16 protein-coding genes and 1 riboswitch are annotated in these 18,523 nt (G+C 56.6%); of the genes, 14 read left to right on the top strand and 2 right to left on the bottom strand.

Going from position 1 to position 18,523, the window contains the following annotated elements; all coding sequences use genetic code 11:
* The first annotated feature begins 419 nt into the window (after positions 1 to 419).
* Positions 420 to 526: riboswitch (SAM riboswitch) on the top strand.
* A 90-nt stretch (positions 527 to 616) separates the two neighbouring features.
* The 4 genes from metA to mqnC all read left to right on the top strand — a co-directional run bounded on the left by metA (position 617) and on the right by mqnC (position 5,234).
* The gene (gene metA, locus AC50YL_RS14055) at positions 617 to 1,534 is read left to right on the top strand and encodes a homoserine O-acetyltransferase MetA (RefSeq protein ID WP_494832828.1); all 918 of its coding nucleotides are present in this window, start codon (positions 617 to 619) and stop codon (positions 1,532 to 1,534) included.
* 45 nt (positions 1,535 to 1,579) lie between these two features.
* Positions 1,580 to 2,740 carry a PLP-dependent transferase gene (locus tag AC50YL_RS14050; protein WP_494832826.1) on the top strand — a complete coding sequence of 387 codons (1,161 nt, stop codon included), beginning with the start codon at positions 1,580 to 1,582 and terminating at the stop codon, positions 2,738 to 2,740.
* A gap of 3 nt (positions 2,741 to 2,743) precedes the next feature.
* Positions 2,744 to 3,928 (top strand): trans-sulfuration enzyme family protein, encoded by a 1,185-nt coding sequence (locus tag AC50YL_RS14045; protein WP_494832824.1) that lies wholly within the window; start codon positions 2,744 to 2,746, stop codon positions 3,926 to 3,928.
* 172 nt (positions 3,929 to 4,100) lie between these two features.
* Positions 4,101 to 5,234, top strand: a complete 1,134-nt coding sequence (mqnC, locus tag AC50YL_RS14040; RefSeq protein WP_161744966.1) for a cyclic dehypoxanthinyl futalosine synthase — start codon at positions 4,101 to 4,103, stop codon at positions 5,232 to 5,234.
* A gap of 158 nt (positions 5,235 to 5,392) precedes the next feature.
* Here mqnC and AC50YL_RS14035 read toward each other — a convergent pair whose 3' ends face one another.
* Positions 5,393 to 6,508 (bottom strand): GGDEF domain-containing protein, encoded by a 1,116-nt coding sequence (locus AC50YL_RS14035; RefSeq protein ID WP_494832822.1) that lies wholly within the window; start codon positions 6,506 to 6,508, stop codon positions 5,393 to 5,395.
* A 557-nt stretch (positions 6,509 to 7,065) separates the two neighbouring features.
* Between AC50YL_RS14035 and AC50YL_RS14030 the strand changes: the two genes are divergently transcribed.
* The 7 genes from AC50YL_RS14030 (at position 7,066) to AC50YL_RS14000 (ending at position 13,915) form a co-directional block, all read left to right on the top strand.
* Positions 7,066 to 8,055 carry a putative sporulation protein YtxC gene (locus AC50YL_RS14030; protein WP_494832820.1) on the top strand — a complete coding sequence of 330 codons (990 nt, stop codon included), beginning with the start codon at positions 7,066 to 7,068 and terminating at the stop codon, positions 8,053 to 8,055.
* 393 nt (positions 8,056 to 8,448) lie between these two features.
* Complete coding sequence (gene thrS, locus AC50YL_RS14025; RefSeq protein WP_494832818.1) at positions 8,449 to 10,386, top strand: threonine--tRNA ligase; 1,938 nt, start codon at positions 8,449 to 8,451, stop codon at positions 10,384 to 10,386.
* 110 nt (positions 10,387 to 10,496) lie between these two features.
* Entirely contained in the window at positions 10,497 to 11,081 is a 585-nt protein-coding gene (locus AC50YL_RS14020) for a 3D domain-containing protein (RefSeq protein WP_494833408.1), read from the top strand.
* A gap of 112 nt (positions 11,082 to 11,193) precedes the next feature.
* On the top strand, positions 11,194 to 11,712 hold the full coding sequence (locus AC50YL_RS14015) for an RNA polymerase sigma factor (RefSeq protein ID WP_494832817.1): 519 nt from the start codon (positions 11,194 to 11,196) through the stop codon (positions 11,710 to 11,712).
* A gap of 88 nt (positions 11,713 to 11,800) precedes the next feature.
* On the top strand, positions 11,801 to 11,929 hold the full coding sequence (locus AC50YL_RS14010; RefSeq protein WP_494832815.1) for a hypothetical protein: 129 nt from the start codon (positions 11,801 to 11,803) through the stop codon (positions 11,927 to 11,929).
* Between the two features lie 120 nt (positions 11,930 to 12,049).
* On the top strand, positions 12,050 to 13,438 hold the full coding sequence (locus AC50YL_RS14005; RefSeq protein ID WP_494832813.1) for a methyl-accepting chemotaxis protein: 1,389 nt from the start codon (positions 12,050 to 12,052) through the stop codon (positions 13,436 to 13,438).
* A 99-nt stretch (positions 13,439 to 13,537) separates the two neighbouring features.
* A complete protein-coding gene (locus AC50YL_RS14000; protein ID WP_494832811.1) occupies positions 13,538 to 13,915 on the top strand; it encodes a hypothetical protein in 378 nt (125 codons plus the stop codon).
* Between the two features lie 127 nt (positions 13,916 to 14,042).
* Here the strand turns inward: AC50YL_RS14000 and AC50YL_RS13995 are convergent, their stop codons facing one another.
* Complete coding sequence (locus tag AC50YL_RS13995) at positions 14,043 to 15,338, bottom strand: ammonium transporter (protein WP_494832810.1); 1,296 nt, start codon at positions 15,336 to 15,338, stop codon at positions 14,043 to 14,045.
* Positions 15,339 to 15,601: 263 nt separating this feature from the next.
* On the opposite strand from AC50YL_RS13995, the gene liaF reads away from it, so the two are divergent.
* From liaF to AC50YL_RS13980, 3 genes are read left to right on the top strand one after another with little or no spacing between them, the layout of a single operon-like run.
* A complete protein-coding gene (gene liaF / locus AC50YL_RS13990; protein WP_494832808.1) occupies positions 15,602 to 16,795 on the top strand; it encodes a cell wall-active antibiotics response protein LiaF in 1,194 nt (397 codons plus the stop codon).
* Positions 16,796 to 16,802: 7 nt separating this feature from the next.
* Positions 16,803 to 17,849: a sensor histidine kinase gene (locus tag AC50YL_RS13985; protein WP_494832806.1), complete on the top strand. Its 1,047-nt coding sequence runs from the start codon at positions 16,803 to 16,805 to the stop codon at positions 17,847 to 17,849.
* On the top strand, positions 17,836 to 18,501 hold the full coding sequence (locus tag AC50YL_RS13980) for a response regulator (protein WP_494832804.1): 666 nt from the start codon (positions 17,836 to 17,838) through the stop codon (positions 18,499 to 18,501). The genes AC50YL_RS13985 and AC50YL_RS13980 overlap by 14 nt, the downstream gene beginning before the upstream one ends.
* Positions 18,502 to 18,523: the final 22 nt, after the last annotated feature.

Here is an 18,523-nt window from a genome sequence, read left to right as displayed (position 1 = left end):
CGTTATTCGCCGTTTCGCCGCGCGTTCGCGGAGTCGTTTGACGAATAAGGTCGGGTCAGCGCAAGCGGACAGACTGGGATTCCGACATACCGGTTATCGATGCGGAAACACGCATTCTCGCTGCGGACATTCGCATGCCGAATGCGGTCGCTCGCAGGCCTCGGGTCGCCTTCCATATTCGTAAACACTCCTTTATAAGTTCAATTTTATGCGATTTCACGCATAATCCTTGTCTAGTATACTCCGACAACGACTTTCCATACAAGAAGAAAAGCAGCGGGTTTCCGCATGTAATACCATATGCGGGGAAAAGCCTATGGTTACGCGTTATTTGGCGCCTGAAGCGGGAATGCTTGACGGAATCGGCGGAATGATTTAAAGTATTCCCATAGCATGATTCCTAATTAAATAAGCAAGCTTTCTTATCAAGAGCAGGCGGAGGGACTAGCCCGATGAAGCCCGGCAACCGGCGTGAAAACGCACGGTGCTAATTCTTGCGGAAACGTAGGTTTCTGAGAGATGAGAGGCGCATGAACGATACTGTTATGCCCCTCTCTGCGGAGAGGGGCTGTTTTCGTTGCGCTCCTCAGGAAAAAAACGACAGGAGTGAATAGACATGCCGATCAAAATACCCGATCAATTGCCCGCGAAAGATATTCTCACGGAGGAGAACATCTTCGTCATGGACGAGAGCGTCGCCTATCATCAGGATATCCGCCCTTTGCGGATCGCGATTCTTAACCTGATGCCGACCAAGGAAGTTACGGAGACCCAGCTGCTGAGGCTGATCGGCAATACGCCGCTTCAGGTGGAGGTCGTGCTGATCCATCCGAAGACGCACACGTCCAAGAACACGTCGGCGCAGCATCTGGAGTCGTTCTATAAAACGTTCGACGATATCAAGCACGAGTACTACGACGGCATGATCGTGACGGGAGCTCCCGTAGAAACGCTTCCTTTTGAAGAAGTGAACTATTGGGAAGAACTGAAGGATATCATGGATTGGTCGACGCGCAAGGTCACCTCGACGTTTCATATCTGTTGGGCCGCCCAGGCCGGACTTTACCATCATTACGGCATTCCGAAGCACGATCTGCAGGAGAAGATGTTCGGCGTCTTCCCGCATCAGGTGGAGAAACGCAGCGTGCCGCTCATGAGAGGCTTCGACGAACAATTCCTCGTGCCGCAGTCGCGCCACACGGAAGTGCGCCGCGAGGACATCGAAGCAGTCGGCGACTTGGACATTCTGTCGTATTCGCCGGATGCCGGCGTGTACATCGTCGCTTCCCGCAACGGCAGGCAGATCTTTGTGACGGGGCATTCCGAGTACGATCCCGCCTCGCTCAAGTCGGAATACGACCGCGACCAGGCGAAGGGCATGGACATCGACATTCCCAAGAACTATTATCCGAACGACGATCCGTCGAAACAGCCGCTATCGACTTGGCGCGCGCACGCGAACCTGCTGTACTCGAACTGGCTGAACTATTACGTGTACCAGCAGACGCCTTACGATCTAGGGGCAGGCATTTAAGAGGCAGGCGATCACCATTATTATAGAAGAGGGAGACTGCAGCACATGAAAATCGAAAGCCGCTTGGCGCAAATTGGATCCATTAAAGAGCCCGTTACCGGGGCCGTAAGCTTCCCTGTATATCAATCGACCGCGTTCCGTCATCCGCGACTGGGAGAGAGCACCGGATTCGATTACGCCCGCACGAAAAGCCCTACGCGCACAGTGCTCGAAGACGCAGCGGCGGAGCTGGAGTCCGGCGACGCCGGTTTTGCCTGCAGCAGCGGCATGGCTGCCTTGACGACGATTTTCTCCCTGTTCAGCCAAGGGGATCATCTCCTCGTGTCCCTCGATCTGTACGGCGGTACATACCGCTTGCTCGAGCGGATCATGAGCCGCTTCGGCGTAACGGCTTCCTACGTGGATACCAACGACGTCGATGCGCTGAACACGCTCTGTACGCCCGTGACGAAAGCGATCCTGATCGAAACGCCGACCAATCCGCTGATGATGATCACGGATTTGGAGCGCGTCTGCGCGTGGGCGAAGTCCAAAAACCTGCTGTCGATCGTGGACAACACGCTGCTGACGCCGTTCTTTCAGCGCCCGATCGAGCTTGGGGCCGATATCGTCGTGCACAGCGCGACCAAATACCTCGGCGGCCACAACGACGTGCTTGCCGGCTTGATCGTCACCAAAGGCAAAGAGCTCTCCGAGCAGATGGCTTTCCTGCACAACTCCCTCGGCGCCGTGCTCGGTCCGCAGGATTCCTGGCTGCTGATGCGCGGCATGAAGACGTTGGCCCTGCGCATGGAGCGCCACCAATCCAACGCGACCGCGATCGCCAACTGGCTGCTCGCGCACGAGGCCGTCGATGAAGTCTACTATCCCGCGCTCCCGCATCATCCCGGCCATGAGGTGCAGAACCGCATCTCGTCGGGCAATACCGGCATCTTCTCGTTCCGCTTGAAGAACGCGGCTTACGTCGAGCCGATCCTGCGTCATATCCAGCTGATCGCGTTCGCCGAAAGCCTGGGCGGCGTCGAGTCGCTGATGACGTACCCCGCCGTGCAGACGCATGCCGATATTCCGCTGGCGATCCGCGAACGGATCGGCGTGGACGACCGCCTGCTTCGCTTCTCCGTCGGCATCGAGCACCAAGACGACTTGATCGCGGACCTGGCGCAGGCGTTCGAAGCGGCCAAACGCGAAATCGGGGAGGCGTAGACAATGTCGGAGCAGCAATCCAACGCTAACAACAACGAGAAAAAGCCCGAAACGAAGTTCGCGACGAAGCTGATCCATTTCGGTTCCGAGATCGACGAGCATACCGGGGCTTCCAGCGTGCCGATCTATCAAGCGTCGACGTTTCACCATCACGATATTTTCAATCCGCCCGTCCACGATTACAGCCGGTCCGGCAATCCGACGCGCCAGGCGCTCGAAGACTATATCGCGCTGCTTGAGGGCGGCGTTCGCGGATTCGCGTTCGCGTCCGGCATGGCCGCGATCTCGACGGCGTTTCTGCTGTTCTCGACCGGCGACCACGTCATCGTCACCGAGGACGTTTACGGCGGCACGTACCGGCTGCTGACGACCGTCCTAAGCCGGCTCGGCATCGATTCGACATTCGTGGACATGACGGATTTCGAAGCGGTGAAAGCGGCGCTGAAGCCGAACACGAAAGCGGTGTTCATGGAAACGCCGTCCAATCCGACGCTCAAAATTACCGACATCGCCGAGATCGCCGCTTGGGCGAAGACGCATGAACTCGTCACGCTGCTCGACAATACCTTCATGACGCCGTACCATCAACGTCCGATCGAGCTCGGGGTCGACATCGTGCTGCACAGCGCGACGAAATTCCTCGGCGGGCACAGCGACGTGCTGGCCGGATTGGCCGTCGTGGCGAACGAAAGCCTCGGACGCCGTCTGAAGCAGCTGCAGAACGGCCTGGGTACCGTGCTCGGTTCCCAGGAATCATGGCTGCTGATGCGCGGCATGAAGACGCTGAAGGCCCGGATGGAGCAGAGCGAGCATAGCGCGCGCAAGCTGGCGGAATGGCTGAACGGCCATGCGGCCGTGTCGCGCGTGTATTACCCGGGCTTGGCGGATCACCCGCGCCGCGCCGTTCACGAGAAGCAGTCGAAAGGCTACGGCGCGGTCGTGTCCTTCGACATCGGCGACGGCGATCGCGCGAAAGCCGTCCTGAGCCGGGTGAAACTCCCGCTCGTGGCGGTAAGCCTAGGCGCGGTCGAGAGCATCTTGTCTTATCCGGCCATGATGTCCCACGCCGCCATGCCGCCTGAAGTGCGGCAAGAACGCGGCATCTCGGACGGGCTGCTGCGCTATTCCGTCGGCCTGGAAGACATCGACGATCTGATCGCGGATTTGGATCAGGCGTTGAATGGTTAATTAGCCCCAAATAAAGCAATACGCGGCTGTCCGGGGGGACTAGCCGCGTTTTTCGTGGGTTGGCGGAGGTTTGCTTATCCGCATGCCATATGACGGCCATTCGCGTTTATGGTAGTATAAATTGAAGCCTGCCGGTGTAACGGAAATGTTGACAGAGAAGGAGGTCTCCGCATTGCAGATCATCGATCGCATTTTAGATAAAGCATTGCAAGGAGAACGAATCGGATTGGAAGAATGCGTGACGCTGTTCGAATCCGATGAAATCGAGAAAATGGGCCATGTCGCCAATCAGTTGATGATGAGGCGCCATCCGGATCCGATTACGACGTTCGTGATCGGACGAAATATCAACTATACGAACGTGTGCGACGTGTACTGCCGGTTCTGCGCGTTTTACCGCGCGCCCGGTTCGAAGGAAGGCTACGTGCTTTCGGACGAGACGATCCTGCAGAAGATTCAGGAAACGATCGACGTAAACGGGACTGAAATTCTGATGCAGGGCGGCGTCAACCCCGATCTGCCGTTCTCGTATTATTTGGACTTGTTGCGTAAAATCAAACAGCATTACCCGACGATTACGATGCATTCCTTCTCGCCCGCGGAGATCCAGAAGATGGTCACCTTGTCGGGGCTGTCGCTGGAGCAGGTGCTTCGCGAGCTGAACCAGGCGGGACTCGACTCTTTGCCGGGCGGCGGCGGCGAAATTCTGGACGACCGAACGAGAAAGAAAATCAGCCGTCTGAAGGGGTCATGGACGGACTGGATGGACGTCATGCGGACCGGACATAAACTCGGCATGAATTCGACGGCGACGATGGTCATCGGCTTCGGAGAAGAAATGGAAGAGCGCGCGCTTCATCTGCTTCGCGTCCGCGACGCGCAGGACGATTGCATCGCGAACGGTTACGATTCCAAAGGGTTCCTGGCGTTCATTCCTTGGACGTTCCAGCCGGAGAACACGAACATGAAGCGGGAGAAGGCTACGCCTGAGGAATACTTGAAGACGCTGGCGATCAGCCGCATCACGCTCGACAACATCGACAATTTCCAGTCCTCGTGGGTAACGATGGGGCCGGAGATCGGCAAACTGACGCTCTCCTACGGCTGCAACGATTTCGGCAGCACGATGATCGAAGAGAACGTCGTCTCGGCAGCCGGCACGACCCATAAGGTCAACATCGGCTCGACGCTGCAGATCATCCGCGAAGCGGGCAAAATCCCGGCGCAGCGGAATACGCGTTACGAGATCCTGAAGGTATACGAAGGATCCGAACAAGCGCAGAACGATTTTATCATGCAGAACTAACTAACGGCATAGCAGGGTATGAAAAAAGCTTCCTCATCAGCGAATTTGGTTTCGCTGGGTGGAAGCTTTTTTGCGTTTAAGGCGGTATGCGGCATCTATTGCGTTAAGGGCTTATGTTGCGTTTCAGGTTTGTTTCTGAGGCGGAATGCCGCTCGCCGTTAGGCCAGTTGGCTTTGACTGTCGTGCGGATCGGAAGCGACGATCGTACGATTTTTGCCGGTGTTCTTCGCCTTGTACAGGGCGGCATCGACCCGGTTGAAGAAATGCTCTTTGCCTTCGCCCGTCGAATATTCCGCGAAGCCGACGCTGACGGTGACGGGTTTGCCGTTCAAGCTGCTGTGCGTGACTTTGGCAATCTCCTCGCGCATTCGTTCCACGATGGCATGGGCTTCGCCATGCGGCTTGTCCGTGTACAGAACGGCGAATTCTTCTCCTCCATATCGGGCGACGAAATCATTCGTGCCGGCGTTGGCCCGGATGATATCGGCGACGGATTTCAGCACGGCGTCCCCGGCGCGGTGGCCGTACGTATCGTTCACTTGCTTGAAATTGTCGATGTCTACGATGGCTAGCTGCAAGGGCAGGTGATTGCGTTCGTTCTGGTCGATCAGCCGTTCGAAATACTCATGGAACGTTATGTGGTTGTACAGGTCGGTCAATGCGTCGGTCTTGGCCAGCTTGTCCATCCAGATCGTCTTCACGAGCAGCTGCTGGTGCGACTCGAAGTAGGATTTCAGATGCTCGAGCAGCTCTCTTCCGCGGCTGAGAATCCCCCATGCCACCAGCGAGTACACGCTGAACATGACCGTAATCGTAGTTAGGCCGGCGAGCGTCATGTTCTCGTTGACGAGATCGTTGGTCCAATACAGCAGGTACAGCGCGCAGAGCGTATTAATCAAAGCAAACGCCAGTTTTTTGAGCTGAAAGTAAAAGATGGACACCATGACGGGCAGGAAAAGCGCGAGCAGCAAGTAGTTCAGGGAGTTGTGGATATACACGATGATAAAGGAAAGCACGGTGGAGATGAAGATGAGGATATAGTCCTGGTATTTGCCCTTCAGAAAACGCAGCATGGACTCGGCAAACAGGATCGTGACCAGCTGCAGCGCGGACGGTTTGATCATGTACTGGCGGATAAATTGGCCGGGAGGTTCCTCCGTAATGGTCAAGTAAAGGCATTCCAATACGATCGTGAGCACCAAAATGAACCAGAACCCGTTGAGCAGCATACGGTTCCAGCGATATCTATTATAGTTAATCGACTCATTGTCCAATGCATTCACTCCGTATAAGAAGGGCTCTGTTTAGGCTCAATATACCACAATTCACCTGTCATTCCAATCCCCGCACAAGGCAGCCAGTGCATACATCGTATATATGCTTTCCCTGAACCATATACTGTTATGGAAGCCCGACATCGTGTTTATATCCCGCGAATCGATGGTTCGTCCGGCAAAAACCGGCGGCGCTTCACGCTTGAAACAGCCGGCAAAGCCCGCTTTCAGATTCCGAATATTACATGCGGGCAGTTGAATCGGCTCCATCAATTAAAACAATTCTGACCCTGAAATATCGCGGCTTTGCATTCGCAAAAACTTAAGCTTATGCTTTCGAAGCAGTTTTTGCTTCGAATGGCCGAAGAGAACGCGGCCCTCAAGCTCGCAAAAACTTAAGCGTATGCTTTCGAAGCAGTTTTTGCTTCGAATGGCCGAAGAGAACGCGGCCCTCAAGCTCGCAAAAACTTAAGCGTATGCTTTCGAAGCAGTTTTTGCTTCGAATGGCCGAAGAGAACGCGGCCCTCAAGCTCGCAAAAACTTTTAGGAGTGAGCCTATGGAACTTTTCACTGTTTCTTTGCACTCGGCTTCTCATGAAGCGATCGATCGCCTTCATCGCTATTTGAGCGAAGAATTCGTCGATTTACATAGCGAAGACCTTTCGGATGCGGCCGGCTTTACGCGACCGGCTTACGAAGGCATGCAAATCACGTGCGTCGCAAGCATGCCGCGGTTCCAGCTGGAGACGGACGGACCGCCGCTTTACCGCAAGTCGGCCGTGGCGTTCGCCCGGTATATCCTGAGCGAGTTGGAGCCGATGCTGTTAAAGGCGATCATCCGGAAGCAATTCCATTACGAGGAATCTTCGGAGATCGAGGCTTTATCGCGGTATTGCCACAATATTCTGTACGGCTCTGCCGTCGCCGCGCCTCAGGAGGAGGATAATGCGGCGGAGATGCGACATTCGGATATGGAGCGCCGCATGGGGAAGGTCGCCGACGAGCTCGAGCAATTTCTTTCAAGCAATACGCGGCTTCATTTGGATGGATTCGTTTCGTTCCGCTTGGCCGCGTATTGGCAGGAACTCAAGGACGTCGTAGCTTACGCCGTCGACGAATACGTGATGGATAAACAATACCAGGAGTTTATCTCGCTGCTCAAATACTTCGTGCGGATGCAGGAAGTGAAGCTCCCCATTGTCCATGTCTTGCACAAGGGCGGAAGCGAATTCGTGCTCTACGACCAGGAATTTCAGCTGCTCGATACGGTGCCGGCAGACCGCATCGTGGCGGAAATGCTGGAATCCGAAATGAATATGGAGGATATGATCGTCAGCACCCTGATCACGGTGTCCCCTCAGCAGATCGTCATTCATACGAGGCAGCCGGAACTCCCGGTGATGCGGACGCTGGAGACGATCTTCGAGCACCGCGTCAGACTGTGCTGCTCGTGCGGCCAATGCGGTCACCATTTCGATGAATCGGGCAAAGCCATCCCCGCGGCCGATACGACGCCAGGGAAACGGATTCGCAACGTGATCCCGTAAACGGGGTTTGCTCGGGGAATCAGGCTTGACCCGCGAGGCGCAGCGTTTTATAATTATAGCTATCCAAAAGCATTGACAAAGATATGTATCCCCGCCCTCGCACGACCCAGAGAGAGGAAACCCGGCTGAAATTTCCTCGCGCTGCAGCGGCGATATACCCCTTTGTAGCTGTGAGGTTGAAACCAAGCATCCGCTTGGCGGTAAGCCGCATCGGTTCGTTCCCGTTACGGAACGTCTACAAGGATCGGCCTCGCTTTTGAAGCGTTCGCCGGTTGAACTAGGGTGGAACCACGGGTCATCAACAAGCACTCGTCCCTTCGCGGGATGCGTGCTTTTTTATTTGGGCGCGCGCCGCAGCCAACATCACTTTTCAGTTCGGGAGGAACGAAGACCATGGCAATTCAAGTGAAGCTGCCGGACGGCGCCGTCCGGGAATACGAGCAAGGCGCAACGATTGAAGACGTGGCGGGGTCCATCAGCACGGGACTTCGGAAGAACGCGGTGGCGGGCAAAATCGACGGCAAGACGGTCGATCTCTATACGCCGATCGAGAGCGATGCGGCGGTGGAAATCCTGACGCTGGATTCCGCCGACGGGGTGGAAGTGTACCGTCACAGCACGGCGCATTTGATGGCGCAGGCGATCAAGCGGCTGTACCCGGAACGCAATGTGAAGCTCGGCATCGGTCCGGTCATCGAAGACGGTTTCTATTACGACATCGACATGGACGAGACGCTGACCGCCGAGGATCTCGAGAAAATCGAGAAAGAGATGGAGCGCATCGTAAAGGAGGACCTGCCGATTCGCCGGCGCGTCGTCAGCCGCGATGAAGCGATCGCGATCTTCACGGAAATCAACGATCCGCTGAAACTGGAACTGATTCGCGACCTGCCGCAGGACGTGCAGCTTACGATTTACGACCAAGGCGAATTCTTCGATCTCTGCCGCGGACCTCATCTGCCGTCCACCGGCCGCATCAAGGCGTTCAAGCTGCTGAGCATCGCTGGCGCTTACTGGCGCGGCGATTCCAAGAATAAAATGCTGCAGCGCATCTACGGCACGGCGTTTCCGAAGAAAGCGCAGCTCGACGAGCATCTGCATTTCCTGGAGGAAGCGAAGAAACGCGATCACCGCAAACTCGGCCGCGAGCTGAAGATGTTCACGTTTTCCCGCGAAGTCGGCCAAGGCCTGCCGCTCTGGCTGCCGAACGGCGCGCGCGTGCGCAGAACGATGGAACGCTACATCGTGGATCTGGAAGAGCGTCTGGGCTACCAGCACGTCTACACGCCGGTGCTGGCGAACGTGGAATTGTACAAAACGAGCGGCCACTGGGAGCATTACAGCGAAGACATGTTCCCGAAGATGATCATGGACAACGAGGAGCTCGTGCTTCGTCCGATGAACTGCCCGCATCATATGATGGTGTTCAAGAGCGAGATGCGCTCGTACCGCGACTTGCCGGTCCGCGTCGCCGAGCTCGGCACGATGCACCGCTACGAGATGTCCGGCGCCTTGACGGGCTTGCACCGCGTACGCGCGATGACGCTGAACGATGCGCACATCTTCTGCCGTCCGGACCAAATCAAGGACGAATTCGCGCGCGTCGTCAATCTCATCCGCCAAGTGTACGAGGATTTCGGCATCAAGGAATACCGGTTCCGCTTGTCGTACCGCGATCCGCAGGATACGGAAAAATATTTCCAAAACGACGAGATGTGGGAGATGTCGCAGCGCATGCTGCGCGAGGTCGTCGAGGAATTGGAGCTGCCGTTCTTCGAAGCCGAAGGCGAAGCGGCCTTCTACGGTCCGAAGCTCGACGTGCAGATCAAGACGGCGCTCGGCAAAGAAGAAACGCTCTCCACCGCGCAGCTGGACTTCCTGCTGCCAGAGCGCTTCGAGTTGGAATACGTCGGCGACGACGGCAAGAAGCACCGTCCGGTCGTCATTCACCGCGGCATCATCAGTACGATGGAGCGCATGATGGCGTTCCTGCTGGAGAATTTCGCGGGCGCGCTGCCGCTCTGGCTGTCGCCGGTGCAAGCCAAAATCATTCCGGTATCGACGGCCTACGAAGGCTATGCGCGCGCGCTCGAGGAGAAGCTCCAATTGGCCGGCATCCGCGTCGAGAACGATCTGCGCAACGAGAAGCTCGGCTACAAGATCCGCGAGGCTCAGCTCGAGAAGGCGCCGTACATGCTCGTCGTCGGCGAGAGCGAAGCGAATTCGGAAACCGTCTCCGTGCGGAAACGCGGCGAAGGCGATCTCGGCTCCAAGCCGGTGGCGGAACTGATCGCGCTGCTGCAGGATGAAATCGCGACGAAACATCTATAAAAAGCGAATAAACTAACGATTCCATCGTCCGGTAAGGCGTCGCGAAACGCCGCATAAAGCTTGTCGTCATTGGGTATCCTTCGTGATAAGGAGGCTTACAAACCCAAATGATGACAAGCTTTTTATCGTTTCATCGCCTTATATCGGCCGCAATCGCCGCAGTACTCTTGCTGCTCGGCCTCGTCTTCGATCAGGAATGCACGGCAGCCGTTACGGCCCAAGTGCAGCCGCCGAAGGAAAAGCGCGAAGTCCGGGAGACGGTCGTAACCGCAGTTATGACCAAGAACCTTCATCATATGCAAGTCGTGGCAACGGGATATACGGCCGGAGTGGAATCAACCGGCAAGAAGCCGGGCCACCCGCAGTACGGCATTACGTATTCCGGCGTCAAAGTCCGACGGGATTTCGTCTCCACGATCGCGGCGGATCCGAAAGTGTTTCCGATCGGAACCGTCCTTTACGTACCGGGCTACGGCTACGGCATCGTGGCGGATACGGGGTCCGCGATTAAAGGAAAAAAAATCGACCTGTATTTCGAAACAAGGAAGCAGGTCTTCAAGCAGTGGGGAAAACGCAAGGTGACCGTCTACGTGCTAAAACGGGGAAACGGCAAGCTGACCGAAGCCAGGGTGGCCGAGCTGAATCAGGCGGTGATCGCGGAGAAGACGCTGCCTCGGGCCTTGCTGGAGTCCTAGAAACCGAATCGGGAATGTTCGACGATTGCCGTTGAACATTCTCTTTTTTTTACAGATTTGCTGTGCTACAATTAATGTAAACGTTATCATGGATAACTGGGGGCGGTTATTAGTGAACGGCGATCTAGGTCCAATCGATGAAGCCGGCCGGGAAGAATCGCTGAAATTCGACTTGGTTGAAGATAAGCTGCTGCAATTGTACAATGAAATGATCTCGGTTGCGCTGGTGAAAGTGTACAACAAATCGGATGCCCAGGATGCCGTGCAAGAGGCATGGGTCCGCATATTGACCAATCGTCATTCCCTCCGGGAACAGGACAAGCTTCACGCTTGGGCCAAAGTCATCACGGCCAATATCGCCAACGACATCAACAAGCAATCCAAGCGGGTGTTCCCGGCTGGCGATCTTGGCGCGGAAACGCGGCGTTTCCGCGACGAGTACGAGATTATGCTGGAAATCAACGAGCTGCTGGACGCGCTGCATCCGAGAACCCGCGCGCTGCTGTTGTACAAGTTTTACTACGGGTACCGGGATCAGGAGATCGCAGCCGCTATGCAGGAACCGGTCGGTACGATCAAAGCCCGCCTTCACCGCACCAAACGCCGGCTCAAGCAATGGATGTTCAACTGACGAATTCCCCGCTTATTTTTCGCTCCCCCGCTTACATAAACGACTTGCGGCCCTGCCATACTAAGTGATGTACGGGAGGTGAGCAGCAATGGCGAAAAACAAAAACAACAAAATGAACGCGTCCACGCAGTCCAAATTCAACGCTGAATTTGCATCCGAAAATGCAACGGCAGCTAACGCATCGACAAAAACCGCTTCGCAAAAAGCGGAAAAATAACATAGCCGCCAAACGGCTTAAAAGAGGGACCCTGAAGCGGTCCCTCTTTTCTTTTGTCGAACGATGTCCTATACTATTAGTTAATTCTGACAATTATTTGTCGTTAAGGTGGTAGTTGCGATGCAGGCGCTGCGGCGGTTTAGGGCACGGGACACTTCGGATAAGCAAGCCGAGAAGGAAAACAACGGCATTTTTGCCCAATTAATTAATGAATCCCAGGTCATCTCGGATCAGTTGACCGCAGCGGTGGAAGAAGTCAATCAAACGATCGGACAACTGACCGACATCGCGGATCGATCGGCCATGACGGAAAGCGGCTTGCGCGAATGCAGCGGGCGGGCCATGCAACGTATCGGGGAAACCTTCTCGACGCTGCAGGAAGTGGCGGTATCCGCCGAGCAGATCAGCGATACGGCCAAGCAGTTGGATTCGGAGAGCAAGGAAACGAAGGAAATCGTGCTCGACGTATGCCGGTCGCTGACGAATACCGACAAGGTCATGAACGACCTTCAGCAGCATAACGGGACGATGGATGCGAGCATTCGCGATCTGATCGAACAGACGTCGAAGATTAACGAAATCAACGATTTTATTCAAGAAATCGTATCGCAGACCTCGCTTCTGGCGCTGAACGCCTCGATCGAAGCCGCGCATGCCGGCGAATACGGACGGGGGTTCGCGGTCGTCGCGCAGCAGATCAAGAAGCTTGCCGAGCAAAGCCACGAGGCGGTTCGGCGCTCCAGCGGATTGGTGGAAGAGATCGATCGCGGCGTCCGGCAGGTCGTGGCTTCGGTCGATGCCGAGCGATCCGCGGTGGAGCAGGGCATCGCGGAGATGGCGCAGACCAAGGATCGGATGGACCTGATATTCACCCGCATCGACGAAGTCGATAAGCTGGTCAGCCAAAGCAGCGAAGCGAGCCAACGGCAGACGCTGAGCATGACCACGACGACGGAAATGCTGAAGGATGTCGTGGGTGCCGTCGATCAAACGCTGGGCAGCGTGGACGAGACGCTTGTTTTGAACCGACAACAGCGTCAGCAGATCAAGAAGCTGGACCGCGTCAGCGCGAATTTGCGCAAATCGTCCGCCGAGTTCACGAACGCCATCGCCCATGCGGGCGGGCAGCGCGAAACGAAGCGGATCGATCTCGACGTCGGCGGGATGCTGGCGAAGCTGGAACGACTGGCAGCCGACGGGGCGATTGCCGCGCTTGACGAAGCGGCGCATCGCGAAAGCTTGATCAAGCTATTGAATGCCCTGCCCGAGTTCGAGGCGGTCTGGTCGAACCGCGACGACGGCTCGTTTATATTTTCGCAGCCGGAGGCGGGCTTGCTGAACGCCAAGGGGCGGGACTGGTGGAAAGGCGCGATGGAAGGCCGCTCTTTTACTTCGGCCGTCTACATATCCGCGATTACCAAGAAACCGTGCATGACGATCTCGGTTCCGATCCGTTCGGCTTACGGCCAATTGATCGGTGTGATGGGAGCTGACATCGGCGTCAAATAATTGCCATTAATTTCGTTCATATAATGGTTTTCAAACGGATAATGATCATGTAAAATAGTGGTGTAACCATTCATGACATGCAAGGATAGAGGGGTTATCATGACAGATCCAATTTCCTACATCCCGCCTTCCCGTTTGAGACATCGCAAGGCCGCCGAAGTTATTCCGTTCCTGAGCACGTATATCGCCAAGCGAGAGCAGGAGATCGCGGAAATCGAGCAGATGGTGGAGCGTTACGAGAAACGCCGTCTGCAAGAAGAACGCACGTACCAGTCCATGTCGACGCTTCGGCGTATGATCTCCGGCAAGAAACCGGCGCATCATCTGGCTGTCGAATATATTCACTACGTGAAGCGGCCGATGGAGAAAGTGCGTTCGCTCCGGCTTGAGATCGACCAAGCGCGCGCGATCCTGAATACATCCGATCCTTCCGAGATCATCGCGGTTTCGAGCGAGCTTGCGGAAGAATTGAACTAATGCATAACCGCCCGGCGCAGAGGGCGGTTTTTTTGTGCGTTCATGCGAGTATCGGGAAGACGAACGAATAAAGCGCCGCCTTTCCGCGGACGAGTGATCCGTGCGGAAGGGCGGCGCCGGTTGGCGGTCATCCTCTTGTTTTCAATTGATCGACGTCGAGAAAGTCGTGATCCTGATTGTAGGCGGGCACGCCGTGAATGCCGACGTCGAGTCCGATCAGTTCCTCGTCTTTCGAGACGCGAACCGGCATGATCCGTTTGATGAGCAGGAACGAGATCCAGGTCAGCCCGAAGCCCCAGACGCATACGATAACGAGACCGAACGCCTGCACGCCGAGCAAATTCCATCCGCCGCCGTAGAACAAGCCGGCGTATTCCTGGCCGACGCCTTTGGTCATCGACGGCATTGCGAACAATCCGACGGCCAGCGTGCCGAGCGATCCGCTCACACCGTGAACGGCGAAGGCGCCGACAGGATCATCGATGCCTTTGTTCTCGAGCATCTCCGTGACGAGTACCATGGCGATGCCGCAGACGAGCCCGATGAGCATGGCTGCCGCGTCGGAGACGAACGCGCAGCCGGCGGTAATGCCGACGAGTCCGGCCAAGGAGCCGTTGATGACCATCGGCGGGTCCGCCTTCTTGTAGCGGAACATCGTGAACAGGATGCAGCCCGCGCCGCCGGCGGCAGCCGAAAGCATGGTCGTGACGGCGATATGGCCGATCGAGCCGTTGGTAGCGCTCAGCGTGCTGCCCGAATTGAAGCCGAACCAGCCGAACCAGAGAATGAACGCGCCGACGGAAGCAAGCGGCAAATTCGACGGAGGCACGATATTGCTTTTGCCTTCGGGCGTGAATTTCCCGATCCGAGGGCCGATGAAGACGGCGGCCGCGAGCGCCGCGAAGCCGCCCAGCGCATGGATGACGGCGGATCCGGCGAAGTCGATCATGCCGAGCTTGCCGAGCCAGCCGCCGACGCCCCACACCCAGTGGCCCGCGATCGGATAGATCAGCCCGGTCATGGCGATGGCATATAAGATGTAAGCCCTGAAATGGATGCGTTCCGCGACCGCCCCCGAGACGATGGAGATGACCGCGATGACGAACGCGCATTGGAACAGCCAATACGTTTCGTGCGAGATATTAAGCTGGATATGCGATAGATCGCCCCTCAGCATAAACCCGGTCGAGCCGATCCATCCGCCGGAGTCCTTGCCGTACATCAGACCGAAACCGACAAAATAAAAGACGAGTGCGCCAAACGTGATATCGACAAACACCTTCATTATAATGCTGACCGCGTTCTTCTGTCTGACGAAGCCCGCTTCGAGCAGCGCGAAGCCGCCTTCCATGAGCAGTATCATCGCGGCCGTCAACACGACCCACACGGTATTCAGCCCCGTGGATAGCGTCGCTACATCCATTATTTCCATCCCCCATCATGTTTTATATGTAAGGTTTCATAACTAATTCGTAGTCCGACACTCATTATATAAGTGCCGCGTCATTAATGTCAACGAGCGAAGTGACAAGAACTGACATTGAAATGTAAGCGCTCTAAGCGGAGGGTCTCATCTCCGTCTCGAGACGTAGCCGGCTTCAATCGGCAGACCCTTTTATGGCGCTTGCGCCTTCAGTTATACTTGGAGTACAAACCTTGCACAATATCTGGGAGCTGGTGGCGTCAATGAACGGTAATTTTATCAATCGATTAATGTGGGGCCTCTTGATTATCGTAGTCGGCGTGGGGCTCATGTTAAGGCAGGGCGGTTACGTCGATTTCGACATCGGCGCGATCTTCTCCGTCTTCTGGCCTGTCATTCTGATGTTTCTGGGCGTACAGGGCCTGCTGCAGCGGATGGCTTACGGCCGCGGGAATGCCTTTGGTTCGGGCGTTCTGATCGTAATCGGATTCTTGTTTCTCGGCCGAAATCTCGACTTGTTCGTGTGGTCGATCGGCGACGTGCTCAAATTCGCGGGTCCGCTCGTTCTCATCATTTTCGGTCTCTCGATGATTTTTAAACCCAAATCGCGGCGGAGCGGCGAAGAGCGGAGAATCGGCGACGAGATGAAGAACGAATGGAAAGCGTACACGTACGAGCCGTCGGACGAAAAGCCGGTACCTCCCGCGCCGCCGCTTCATCCGGATCCGACCAAGCGGCCGCTTGGCGGCGAGGATGCGCTTGAAGCCGAGGTCGAAGCCGAGGTCGAAGCCGAGCTCGAAGCCGAGATCGGCCGGCCGGAAGAGCAGCGCCCTCCGATCTCGGGTCCTGGCCCCGAGCAAGGAGCGCGTCAAGCGCCGCCCCGCTACCGGGAATCCGCCGGCGGGGATCCGCGCGGCCGTCATGAACGTCATCACGCCGATCGGCGCGCGGAACGCTGGGAGCGGCACGCGATTCACGCGGCGAAAGTCCGCGAGCGGATCGAGCGCAGGGCGTACAGGCATTATCATCGCCATGCGCACCGCAAGGACCGCGTGGAGTGGTGGAACCACGATCCTAACGTGCAGACGCGTTCGGGCTTCATCGGCGACATCTACCTCGGTCACGATTATTGGGAGCTCAAGCCGATGAACATCTCTCATTTTATCGGGGACACGGTGCTGGATTTGACGAAAGCGCAAATATTGCCCGGCGAGACGGTGATCAACATCTCGTCCTTTATCGGGGACGTGAAGATCTATCTCCCGAACGACTACGAAATCGGCGTTCAAGTGGTCTCCAGCGCATTCGTCGGCGACGTCGCGGTGCTGGAGCAGAAGGAAGGCGGCATTTTCAAGAACATCGACGTGGAGACGCCGTTCTTCCAGGATACGGACAAAAAAATCAGGCTGCGCGTCAGTACGTTCATCGGCGATGTGCGGGTCACGAAGGTAGGCTGATCCGCATATGATGGTTCGTTTGTTTCGCAACAGCAAATGGGATATGATCCTTCTTTTTATATCTTCCTCTGCTGTGTCGGTTCTGATCTGGGAAGTCGGCTGCGACATGCTGCCGGAACGGAAGCTGCAGGACGATTGGTGGATCGGGATCGTCGCGCTGTTCCTGCTCGTCAGCGCGGGCTTCGGTTATTGGGCCGCGAAGCGGATTCAGCGCCAGATCGATATGATGGTCATCGGGCTCAAGCAGGCCGCGCACGGAAATTACGGCACGCGGCTTCCGGAAGAAGGCGCGTTCACGCCTGCCTTCCGGGAGTTCAACGACATGCTGGAATCGCTAGACGAGCGGACCCAGTGGATCCAGCGGTCCGGCGAGGAGCAGGTGATGCGCGAAGCGGCTTCCAACGAAGCGGCCGTGCTGGAAGAACGCCGCCGGCTGGCGCGGGATCTGCACGACACGGTCAGTCAGCAGCTATTCGCCATCCATATGTCCGCTTCATCGCTACCCAAGCTGCTTGAGCTGAATCCCGATCGCGCGAGCGACGTCATGGATCAGCTCATCTCCATGTCATCCATGGCGCAGAAGCAGATGCGGGGCTTCATCGCGCAGCTGCGCCCGATGGAGCTGGAAGGCAAGTCGCTTCAGGAGGCGCTGGACAAATGGTTTCCGGACTATTGCCGCCAGAACGGCCTGCAGGGCGTATTGGAGTGGCGGGTGAAAGAGAAGCTCTCGGATGCGAAGGAACATCAATTATTTCTCATTATTCAGGAAGCGATGGCCAACATCGTCAAGCATGCGGGCGCGGAGACGGCGCTGCTCACGGTTGCCGAGACGGAGCGGCAAATCGTCATGACGCTTCAGGATGACGGGGCCGGATTCAGGGCCGACCAGGTGAAACGCGGATCGTACGGCCTTTCCACGATGCGGGAGCGGGCCGGCAAGCTTGGCGGCGACGCGTCGATCATCAGCAAGCCGGGAAGCGGAACGAGAGTCAGGGTCACGCTGCCGAACTACGTGAACAAAAAAGGAGCCGATCGAAACGATGAACGCGAATGACGGATGGAAGATCATGATTGTCGACGACCATGATATGGTGCGTGCGGGCCTGCGCACGTACTTGATGCTGGAGCCGAAATTCGAAGTCATCGCGGAAGCCGCGAACGGCAAGGAAGCCATCGACATGCTGCGCGCCGGCATACCGGGCGGACCGCCGCAGCTGATGCTGATGGATCTGATGATGCCGGTCATGGACGGGGTCGAAGCGACGAGGATCCTGATGAAAGAATTTCCGGAGCTTAAGATCGTCATGCTGACGAGCTTTCTGGAGGACGAGAAGGTCGTCGCCGCCGTCGAGGCGGGCGCGGTCAGCTATGTGCTCAAAACCGTCTCCGCCGAGGAATTGATATACGCGCTGAGCGGCGCGGGCAAGGGCATGCCGGTCATGACCCACGACGTCTCCCAGGCGCTGACGAGAGGGCTGCGCCAACGGAGCGCCCAAGGAGCCGACGAAGGCTTGACGGAACGGGAGAAAGAAGTGCTGCTGTTGATCGCGGAGGGCATGTCGAATAAGGAAATCGCCGAGGAGCTTCATATCAGCATCAAGACCGTCAAGACCCATGTCAGCAACCTGCTGATGAAATGCGAGCTCGAGGATCGTACGCAGCTGGCCGTATTCGCCCATCGAAAAGGATGGGTAAAGACGGGATAAATGTCAGACGGACCGGGAACCT

The organism is Paenibacillus sp. J22P277, from assembly GCF_059383675.1.
This window is presented reverse-complemented; position numbering and strand designations above follow the sequence as displayed.

Excerpts from the sequence above, each read along its gene's own strand:
- metA (WP_494832828.1), top strand. The coding sequence starts at position 617 with ATGCCGATCAAAATACCCGATCAATTGCCCGCGAAAGATATTCTCACG.
- AC50YL_RS14050 (WP_494832826.1), top strand. The coding sequence starts at position 1,580 with ATGAAAATCGAAAGCCGCTTGGCGCAAATTGGATCCATTAAAGAGCCC.
- AC50YL_RS14045 (WP_494832824.1), top strand. The coding sequence starts at position 2,744 with ATGTCGGAGCAGCAATCCAACGCTAACAACAACGAGAAAAAGCCCGAA.
- AC50YL_RS14030 (WP_494832820.1), top strand. The coding sequence starts at position 7,066 with ATGGAACTTTTCACTGTTTCTTTGCACTCGGCTTCTCATGAAGCGATC.
- thrS (WP_494832818.1), top strand. The coding sequence starts at position 8,449 with ATGGCAATTCAAGTGAAGCTGCCGGACGGCGCCGTCCGGGAATACGAG.
- AC50YL_RS14020 (WP_494833408.1), top strand. The coding sequence starts at position 10,497 with ATGACAAGCTTTTTATCGTTTCATCGCCTTATATCGGCCGCAATCGCC.
- AC50YL_RS14010 (WP_494832815.1), top strand. The coding sequence starts at position 11,801 with ATGGCGAAAAACAAAAACAACAAAATGAACGCGTCCACGCAGTCCAAA.
- AC50YL_RS14005 (WP_494832813.1), top strand. The coding sequence starts at position 12,050 with ATGCAGGCGCTGCGGCGGTTTAGGGCACGGGACACTTCGGATAAGCAA.
- AC50YL_RS14000 (WP_494832811.1), top strand. The coding sequence starts at position 13,538 with ATGACAGATCCAATTTCCTACATCCCGCCTTCCCGTTTGAGACATCGC.
- AC50YL_RS13995 (WP_494832810.1), bottom strand. The coding sequence starts at position 15,338 with ATGGATGTAGCGACGCTATCCACGGGGCTGAATACCGTGTGGGTCGTG.
- liaF (WP_494832808.1), top strand. The coding sequence starts at position 15,602 with ATGAACGGTAATTTTATCAATCGATTAATGTGGGGCCTCTTGATTATC.
- AC50YL_RS13985 (WP_494832806.1), top strand. The coding sequence starts at position 16,803 with ATGATGGTTCGTTTGTTTCGCAACAGCAAATGGGATATGATCCTTCTT.
- AC50YL_RS13980 (WP_494832804.1), top strand. The coding sequence starts at position 17,836 with ATGAACGCGAATGACGGATGGAAGATCATGATTGTCGACGACCATGAT.